The sequence below is a fragment of the Tenacibaculum agarivorans genome (assembly GCF_001936575.1).
GTDB lineage: Bacteria > Bacteroidota > Bacteroidia > Flavobacteriales > Flavobacteriaceae > Polaribacter > Polaribacter agarivorans.
Window position 1 is genome coordinate 1 of sequence record NZ_MSMP01000063.1, and the last position, 11,320, is coordinate 11,320.

The 11,320-nt window shown below is 33.3% G+C and carries 1 protein-coding gene; it reads left to right on the plus strand.

Annotated features, from left to right (window positions below):
* A partial coding sequence (locus BVC87_RS22555) for a non-ribosomal peptide synthetase (protein WP_075344663.1) occupies positions 1 to 11,320 on the plus strand: 11,320 nt, incomplete at both ends.

Sequence of the window (11,320 nt, forward strand, 5' to 3'; positions counted from 1 at the left end):
ATTCAGGGAAGTGGAAGTCGTATAGAAGAATCAGAACTTCTATTATCAGAGGAGTTTAGTGCAGAGTTAAGATCAGTTAGTACAGCTTTAGGAGTTAGTCCAGCGATTTTATTCCATGCTGCTTATGGATTAGTGATAGGAAAATGCAGCAATAAGGAATACACTTTATTTGGTTCTTTATTCTCAGGACGTTTACAGGGTTCATTAGGAGCTGCAGATTCACTAGGATTATTTATCAATACCTTACCATTTTATGTTGCTTTAGAAGGTGATGTATCTGACTACATTAGTAGCGTAAAAACCCAGTTAGAAGACTTGTTATCTTACGAACAAACTCCGTTATCGAGTATTCAAGATTGGAGTGGAGTTTCAAATGAATTACCCTTCTTTAGTGCGATTTTAAATTACCGTCATTCACATCTTCCAACAGAAGAAGTTGTAGAGGAAGATAGTACATATGATTTAGGTATTGAAGTCATAGGCGGACAAGAACGTACCAATTATCCTTTTACCTTAAATGTTGATGATTACGGAACAGTTTTCGGGTTGACAGCTCAAATAGAAAGCAGTATAGATGCAGATCGTATAATTACATACATGCAAGAAGCTTTAACAGAATTACTAACGAGTTTAAAATCTGGAAATAAAAATATTGCTTCTCTATCTGTTTTACCGAAACAAGAAAAACTACAATTATTAGATTTATTTAACAATACAACTGTTGAATATTCGACAGGCAAAACAGTGTTAGAATTATTTGCGAATCAAGTTCAACAATCACCAAAAGAAATTGCAGTAGCTTATAAAGGAGCGACATTGAGTTATCAAGAATTAGACAAGCGTTCTAATCAATTAGCTCGTTACTTGCGTGATCAAGGAGTAGAAGCAGATACATTAGTGGGTATTTGTATGAATCGTAGTTTGGAAATGCTTGTTGGAATTTTAGGAGTATTAAAATCAGGAGGCGCTTATGTTCCAATCGATCCTAATTATCCAAAAGATCGTATCGATTATATTATAGAAGATACAGCAACAAAGTTGATATTAAGTAGTGAAACTAGTCAAGATATTTTACAGGAAAAAGCAGAGATTAATATAGTTTCATTAGATACAGATTGGAATACTATTTCAGCATTTTCTACTCGAAAGTTAAGTTACAAGATCGTATCACAAGATAACTTAGCATATATAATTTATACATCTGGAAGTACAGGAAAGCCTAAAGGAGTTATGATTGAACATAAGAATATGTTCAATTTAGTAAACTGGGCAGTTGTAAACTTTAAAGATGCATTAGATGTAGGAATGTTAGGGAGTACATCGATTAATTTCGATTTATCAATTTTTGAGCTATTTACCGCATTAGCATCAGGATCAAAAATTGAATTGGTAGATAATTTATTAGACTTAGTAGAAGAATCAGAAATAGCTGTTTCATTACTCAATACAGTTCCAAGTGTTTTACTAGGATTACTAGAAGCAGGACAAATTCCAGCAACAGTAAAAACAGTCAATTTAGCTGGAGAAGCATTATTGCCGAGCTTAGTAGATCGTATTTATAAAGAAAGCTCAGTAGAAGCAATATACGATTTATATGGACCATCAGAAGCAACTACCTATAGCACATTTATTAAACGTGAGTTCAACGGAAATCAAACTATTGGACGTCCAATATCTAATACGCAAATTTATATTTTAAGTGATGTAAATGAATTAGTTCCTGTAGGAGTAGTTGGAGAATTATGTGTAGGAGGAACTGGAGTTGCTAGAGGGTACTTAAATAGAGAAGAGTTAACCAATGAAAAGTTTATAGCTAATCCATTTAGATCAGGAGAAAGGATTTACAAAACAGGTGATTTAGCACGATGGTTGCCAAATGGAACTTTAGAATATTTAGGAAGAAAAGACAACCAAGTAAAAGTAAGAGGATATCGTATAGAATTAGGAGAAATAGAAACTGCTTTATCTGAGTTAATCCATATTCAAAGTAGTTGTGTATTGGCTAAAGCAGATGCTACAGGTAGTAAACGATTAGTTGGTTATGTAGTTACTGAAGGAAAGTTTGATAAAGAAAAAACACAAGAGGCATTAAAAGAAAGTTTACCAGAATATATGGTTCCTATGATTTGGGTAGAGCTAGAAGAAATGCCATTAACTGCTAGCGGTAAATTAAATAGAAAAGCTTTACCAGAACCAGATGGATCTTTACTATCAACCAAAACATATGTTGCTCCAAGAAATGAAACTGAAGCGCAATTAGTAAGCATTTGGCAAGATGTATTAGGAGTAGAAAAAGTGGGGATTTATGATAATTTCTTTGAATTAGGAGGGCATAGTCTATTAATAGTTCAACTCATCTCTCGCTTGCAAAAATTAGATTTATATATAGAAGTAAAAGATATTTTTAATAATGCAACTATTGTAGAAATTAGTGAAAAATTATCTTCAAACAATTCAGGATACCAAGTTCCAGTTAATGGAATTACGGAAGGTACAGATCGAATTGTTCCAGCAATGGTTCCTTTATTAGATTTTACTCAAGAAGAGATTGATACAGTAATTGCTAAAGCTCCAGGAGGTATTTCAAATATTGAAGATATCTATCCATTATCACCATTACAAGAAGGAATTCACTTCCATTATTTAATGAGTAATAAAGAAAGTGGAGACCCATATATATTACCAAGCTTATACTCGTTCCCAAGTCAAGAACAGCGTTCATTATTTTTAGAAGCTTTACAGTTTGTGGTAAACAGACATGATGTATTACGTACTTGTATTATCAGTGAAGGATTACCAAAAGCAGTACAAGTAGTATTGAGAGAAGTTTCAATTAAAGTAGAAGCGCTAAATGCAGATTTACATGAGTTAAAATCATTAACAGCTCCAGGAAATCAATGGATAGATATATCAAAAGCACCATTAATAGAATTAAAATCTGCAGATGATCCAGCAACAAATAATTATTATTTAATTGTAAATCAACATCACTTAGCATTCGATCATGTTGGTTTAGAAAAAATCATAGCTGAGATAATTGTGTATTTATCAGGAAAAGGAGAAAGTCTTCCAACACCTGTTTTATATAGAGATTTTATTGGTCATACGCTTCATCAGCAAGCTAAAAACAATAGTGAATCTTACTTTAAAGAACTATTTGGAGCTATAGATACGCCTACATATCCTTATGGTTTATCAGACGTAAGAGGTAACGGAAGCGATATTAAAGAATCAAAAATACTTTTACCAGAAGAATTAAGTAAAGAAGTAAGAGCAATTTGTACGAATTTAGGTATGAGTCCAGCCGTATTATTCCATGCCGCTTATGGACTAGTTATAGGAAAGTGTAGTAATACAAATTATGCAATTTTCGGAACGTTATTTTCAGGGCGTTTACAAGGTGCTTCAGGAGCAGCAGATTCTTTAGGAATGTTTATGAATACGTTACCATTTTTAACGTCTCTAGAAGGAAGTATTTCAACATACATTAATGAAGTTAAAAATAGCTTATCAAGTTTATTATCTTATGAACAAACTTCATTATCTAACATTCAAAGTTGGAGTGGTATTTCTAACGATGTACCATTGTTTAGTGCCTTATTAAACTATCGTCATTCGGCAATATCAACAGAAGAAATTGAAGATGAAAATACTATTGATTTAGGAATTACAATAATTAGTGATCATGAAAGAACGAATTATCCTTTCTCTATTGATGTTGATGATTATGGAACAATATTCGGATTAACAGCACAGATTGATGGAGAAATTGATGCTGATAATGTATTGATCTATTTACAAGAAGCAATAAAAAGTTTAGTAAAAGGATTAACATCTGAAAACACAATAGCAGTCGCAGATGTAAATATATTACCGGAAGAAGAAAAAAGTCAATTACTAGACGTTTTTAATGCTACTTCTGTTGACTATCCATTAGATAAGACTGTGGTTGATTTATTTACAGCTCAAGCTCAAAAATCTCCAGAAGCTATAGCAGCAGTTTTTGAAAATAAAGAATTAACATATAAAGAATTAAACGAACGTTCAAATCAATTGGCACATTGTTTAGTAGCGCAAGGTGTTGGTCCAGATACCATAGTTGGTGTTTGTTTAGAACGTAGTTTAGATATGTTAGTTGGAGTTCTAGGGATTTTAAAATCAGGAGGTGCTTATGTACCAATCAAGCCAGATTTCCCAAAGAGTCGAATTGTTCACATTATTGAAGATATAGGTCATTCTCTAGTAGTAACAAATACAATGAGTAAGGGAATTATATCTTCTTTAGAAACTATTGATTTGATTCTATTAGATGATCCAGAATTACATTCAAACTATCCAAATACACCAATAGAGCAAGCGTGTAATCCTACGGATTTAGCTTATGTCATTTATACTTCAGGTAGTACAGGATTACCAAAAGGAGCAATGATAGAGCATGCAGGTTTATTGAATCACTTATTAATCATGGTTGATGAGTTAAAGATGAGTAGTGATAGTGTGATAGCTTTTACAGCACCATTTACTTTTGATATTTCAGTTTGGCAAATGTTAAGTGGTTTATTATGTGGAGGGTGCATTGCAATATATACTGAGGAAGAAATCTTAGAAGCTGATAACTTCCAATATTCCTTATCTAAAAATAAAGTGAGTCATCTTCAGTTAGTACCGCCTTATGTAGCTACCTTATTAGAAAATGGAGATGTTGTAGCTGGTTTGTCAGGATTAGCTTATTTCTTGGTTACTGGAGAAGCAGCTACCAAATCGTTATTAGATAGATGGTTCTCATTGTATCCACAAGTTCCAGTCGTAAATGCTTATGGTCCAGCTGAAGCTGCAGATGATATTACGTTACATATTATGAATGAATCACCAACTGGAATAGTAGTTCCTATAGGAAAACCAGTTGCGAATATGGACTTATATGTAGTAGATATATTTAATAACTTATGTCCAATTGGAGTTGTAGGGGAATTATGGACAAGTGGAATAGGAGTTGGTCGTGGTTATTTAAATAGAACTGAGCTTACGAAAGAGAAATTCATTGAAAATCCATTCAAATTAGGAGGAGAACGATTATACAAGACAGGAGATTTAGGACGTTGGTTACCAGATGGGACTTTAGAGTTCTTAGGTCGTTCAGATGATCAAGTAAAGATAAGAGGGTATCGTGTCGAATTGGGAGAGATAGAGAATGCATTATCAGTTATTTCTGGAATTCAAAACAGTTGTGTATTAGCTAAGAAAGATCCTAATGGAATAAATCGTTTGGTAGGTTATGTAGTAGTAGATGGAGTTTTTAATAAAGAAAATATACAAAATGATTTAAAAGATAGCTTACCAGAATATATGGTTCCTATGATTTGGGTTGAAATGGAAGTTATGCCATTAACTAGTAATGGAAAAATAGACAGAAAATCTTTACCAACACCAGATAGTAATGAGTTATCAAGTAATGAATATGTAGCGCCTAGAAATGAAATTGAATCTAAAATAGCTACAATATGGCAAGAGCTATTAAAAATAGAAAAAATTGGTGTTCATGATAATTTCTTTGAATTAGGGGGACATAGTTTATTAGTTGTTCAATTAATTTCAAATCTACAAAAGAACGATTTACACATTCCAGTAAGAGATATTTTCTCTAATCCAACCATAGCAGGGATTAGTAAAAGTTTATCATCTTCTTCAATATATCAAGTTCCAGCCAATGGTATAACGGTTGATACTGATCATATTATTCCATCTATGGTTCCCTTACTAGATTTTACACAGGAAGATATAGATACAATAGTGAATAGTGTAGAAGGAGGCGTTTCAAATATTGAAGATATGTATCCATTATCTCCATTACAAGAAGGAATATACTTCCATTATTTAATGAGTAGTATAGAGGAAGGAGATCCATATATTTTACCACACTTATTATCGTTCCCAAATAAAGAAAATCGAGAAAAATTTATAGAAGGATTACAGTTTGTAGTAAATCGCCATGATGTATTACGTACTTGTGTAGTAAGTGAAGGATTACCTAAAGCAGTTCAAGTTGTACTTAGACAAGCAAAACTATCTTTACAACATTTAGAGATAGATACTTCTAAAGATGTTTTATCAGAATTAGAGGTATTAACAGCTCCTGGTAATCAATGGGTAGATGTTTCAAAAGCTCCTTTGTTAAAATTACAATCTGCAGATGATCCAGCAAATGATACTTATTATTTAATTTTATTAGAACATCATTTAACATTTGATCATGTTGGAGTAGAAAAAATTATAGAAGAAATTAGCTTGTATCTATCAGGTAATGCATCAGTTTTACCAAAACCGGCTTTATATAGAGATTTTATAGGGCATACATTATACCAACAAGCTACCAATGATAGTGAATCTTACTTTACGAATTTATTAGGCACTATAGACACACCGAGTTATCCATTTAATTTATCAGACATTCATATAACTGGTTCATCTATAGAAGAGTCTATTGTTGTTTTATCAGAAGATTTAAGCAAGGAAATTCGAAATATAAGTACTCGAATGGGAATGAGTCCAGCAGTTTTATTTCATGCCGCCTACGGATTAGTTGTAGGAAGATGTAGTAATACCGATTATGCAATTTTTGGGTCTTTATTTTCAGGACGTTTACAAGGAGCAGCAGGAGCAGCAGATTCATTAGGTTTATTTATCAATACATTACCATTTGTTGTTGAGATTAAGGGGAGTGTATTAGCTTATGTTACAGAAGTTAAAAATAGATTACAAGAGTTATTACCTTATGAACAAACTCCATTATCTAATATTCAAGGATGGAGTGGAGTGTCTAATGAAACTCCATTATTTAGTGCCTTATTAAATTTCCGTCATACTGCTATTTCATCTTCTGAAGGAGAAGAAGATGAAACCAATGCGATTGACTTAGGAATAGAAATATTAGGTGGTCATGAACGTACCAATTATCCATTTACGTTGAGTGTAGATGATTATGGTGACATTTTTGGATTAACAGCACAAATTGAAGAAAGTGTTAATGTAGCTCGTATTGTGGATTACATGCAAGAAGCGTTAGAACAATTAGTTGAAGGTTTAGAGTTAGAGGATAAAGAAGTAACTTCTATAGCTATTGTACCTACAGAAGAAAAAGTACAGTTATTAGAAGATTTCAACTTAGCAGCAGTAGACTATCCGTCAGATAAAACTATTGTTGATTTGTTTGCAGCTCAAGTGGAAGAAACACCAGAAGCAGTGGCCTTAGTTTATCAAGGAGAAGAATTAAGCTATAGAGAGTTAGATGAGAAGTCTAATCAATTAGGACATTATTTACGATCAGAAGGAGTAGCGCCAGATACTTTAGTAGGAATTTGTTTAGAGCGTGGCTTTGATATGATTATTGGAATTTTAGGGATTCTAAAATCAGGCGGAGCTTATGTTCCAGTAGATCCAGCATATCCAGAAGATCGTATTGATTATACCTTAACAGATGCAGGTATTAGTTTGGTGTTGAGTAGTGATGCTAGTAAAGAAGTTTTAAAGGATAAACCAGAGCTTTCAATCGTCAGCATAGATGGAGATTGGAATACAATTTCTACTTTTTCTATAGCAGCATTACCTCAGGTTATTTCACCAAGAAACTTAGCATATGTAATTTATACATCAGGAAGTACTGGAAAGCCTAAAGGAGTTTTAATAGAACACATGAATGTTGTTCGTTTATTTAAACATGATTCTTGTTTATATGATTTCACATCACAAGATGTTTGGACCTTATTCCATTCATTCTGTTTTGATTTCTCAGTATGGGAAATGTATGGCGCCTTATTATTTGGAGGAAAATTGGTGATAGTACCGAAAGAAATCACAAAAGATGCTGTTTCATTTACTAAGTTGTTAGCAGAAGAAGGCGTTACGGTATTAAACCAAACTCCAAGTGCATTTTATGCATTACAAGAAGAGTTTTTATCAAGAGTTGAACAAACAAGCATCCGTTATGTAATTTTTGGAGGAGAAGCCTTAAATCCGAGTTATTTAGCAAGATGGAAGGGGCAATATTCAGATTGTCAATTAATCAATATGTATGGTATCACGGAAACTACGGTTCACGTTACCTATAAAGAAATCACAGCGTCAGATGTGACTAATTCAGTAAGTACTATTGGTAGTGCTATTCCAACACTGAGCTGTTACATTGTAGATGAGCATTTGAATTTAGTTCCACAAGGGGTTGTTGGAGAACTATGTGTTGGCGGAAGTGGAGTAGCTAGAGGTTATTTAGGCAGACCAGAGTTAACAAACACACGCTTTGTAGAGAATCCATTCATTGAAGGAGGTAGTTCTAAGCTATACAAATCAGGAGATTTAGGTAGATGGTTACCAGACGGAACTATTGAATATATAGGAAGAAAAGATAATCAGGTCAAGATAAGAGGATACCGTATCGAATTAGGAGAGATTGAGAATGTCTTATCACAGGTTTCAGGTATCCATAGTAGTTGTGTATTAGCCAAAGAAGATGGCAGTGGCAATAAACGATTGGTTGGTTATGTAGTTAAAGATGATGAATTAGACAAAGAAACAATTCAAGCAGAATTAAAGGAAAGCTTACCGGATTACATGATTCCAATGTTGTGGGTTGAGTTAGAGGAAATGCCATTAACCTCTAATGGAAAATTAGATAAGAAATCGTTACCAGAGCCAGATGGAAGTTTATTATCAACAAAGGTTTATGTAGGCCCAAGGAATGAAAAAGAAGTTCAAATTGCTAATATTTGGCAAGACATACTAGGATTAGAGAAGGTAGGAGTATATGACAACTTCTTTGAATTAGGAGGACATAGTTTACTAGTGGTTCAACTGATTTCACGTTTACAAAAACTGGATTTCAATATTGCTGTTAAAGATATTTTCTCTAGCCCAACAATTGCATCAATGAGTGAGCAGTTATCTTCGGTAGGATCAATTTATCAAGTACCAGCCAATGGAATTACTATAGATACAGATCGTATTGTACCAGAAATGGTTCCTTTATTAGATTTTGATCAAGAAGATATTGATAAAATTACAGCAAGTGTTTCAGGAGGAGTTGCTAATATTCAAGATATCTATCCATTATCACCATTACAAGAAGGAATGTATTTCCATTATGTAATGAGTACTAAAGAAGAGGGTGATCCTTATGTGATATCTAACCTACTTTCGTTTACGGACAAAGAAAAACGAAGTGCTTTTATAGAAGCATTACAATTTGTAGTAGATCGCCATGATGTATTACGTACAAGTATCTTAAGCGAAGGTTTACCTAAAGCAATTCAAGTTGTACAACGTGAAGCGCAGTTATCAGTAGAAGAATTAACGGTAGATGCAAACAAAGATATTGTATCAGAACTAGAGCTGTTAACAATTCCGGGAGCGCAGTGGTTAGATGTTTCAAACGCTCCATTATTACAATTAAAATCAGCAGATGACGAAATAAATGAACGCTATTATTTGATACTAAATCAACATCACTTGGTATTAGACCATGTTGGAATGGAGAAAATAGTATCAGAGATAGTTATGTACCTATCTGGTCAAGCATCGAATCTTCCAACTCCAGTCTTATATAGAGATTTTATTGGATATACGTTACATACGCAAGCAACAAATGATAGTGAGGCTTATTTTAAAGATTTATTAGAAAATATTGAGGAACCTACATATCCATTTGGTCTATCTGATATTAGAGGGAATGCTAGTGAAATTAAAGAATCTAGTATTATTTTATCAGAAGATATAAGTAACCAACTTAGAGAAGTTAGCACGAGTCTAGGAATGACACCAGCAGTTGTATTCCATGCTGCTTATGGAATTGTAGTTGGAAAGTGTAGCAATTCAAATTATGCTTTATTTGGGTCATTATTCTCTGGACGTTTACAAGGAGCATTAAACTCAGCGGATTCTTTAGGGTTATTTATCAATACACTACCATTTTATATTTCTTTAGAAAAAGATGCAGCAGCTTATGTTCAAGAAGTAAAACAACGTTTAGAGTCGTTATTACCATATGAACAAACACCATTATCGAGCATTCAAGGATGGAGTGAAATCTCTAACGAAGTCCCATTATTTAATGCCTTATTAAATTTCCGTCATTCTCATGTAGAAACTCAAGAAGATAAAGGTAATGAGGTTGTTGATTTAGGTATTGAGGTTATTGGAGGAGACGAAAGAACAAATTATCCATTTACATTAAACATTGATGATTATGGAAATTATTTCGGATTAACAGCACAAGTAATTGTAAGTATAGATTCAGAACGTATACTTACTTACATGCAAACGGCTATTGCCGAATTATTAAAGGTTTTACAATCTGGTGAAAAAACTATAGTAAGTTCATTAACAATTTTACCTGAGGAAGAATTACAAACATTAGAAACGTTTAATGGAACAGAGGTAGATTATGGAACAACTCAAACAGTTTTAGATTACTTTAAAGATCAAGTTGAAGCGCAACCAGAAGCGACAGCAATAGTTTATAAAGGAACAGCATTAAGTTATAAGGAACTAGATCAGCGCTCGAATCAATTAGCTCATTATTTACAAGACCAGGGAATTAAATCAGGAGATTTTGTAGGAATTTGTATTGAGCGTAGTTTAGAAATGTTGGTTGGTATTTTAGGAGTTTTAAAATCAGGAGGTGCTTATGTTCCAATTGATCCTAATTATCCGCAAGATCGTGTGGATTATATGATTGAAGATACAGCTACTGGTTTGGTGTTAAGCAGTACTCAAAGTCAAAGTGTTTTAGAGCATAAGAAAGACATAACTATTGTATCGTTAGATAGTGATTGGGATGTGATAGCGAGTTATTCAACTTCAGGATTAGAAACTAAAATTGCTCAAGAAGATTTAGCCTATGTAATCTATACCTCAGGAAGTACAGGAAAGCCGAAAGGTGTTTTAATAGAACATGGAAATATGTTCAATTTAGTGAACTGGGCATTAGATAATTTTGAAGAATCACTTGAGTTAGGAATGTTAGCTAGTACATCCATTAACTTCGATTTATCAATTTTCGAACTATTTACTTCATTAGCTTCAGGATCAAAAATTGAATTGGTTGATAACTTATTATCCTTAGTTGAAGATTCAGAAGTTTCAGTATCATTAATAAATACAGTTCCAAGTGTTCTATTGGGTGTTTTAGACTCTGGGAAATTACCAGAAACAGTAAAGACAGTCAACCTAGCAGGAGAGCCTTTATTACCGAGTTTAGTAGATCGTATTTATGCGGAAAGTTCAGTAGAATCAGTTTATGATTTATACGGACCTTCAGAGGCTACTACTT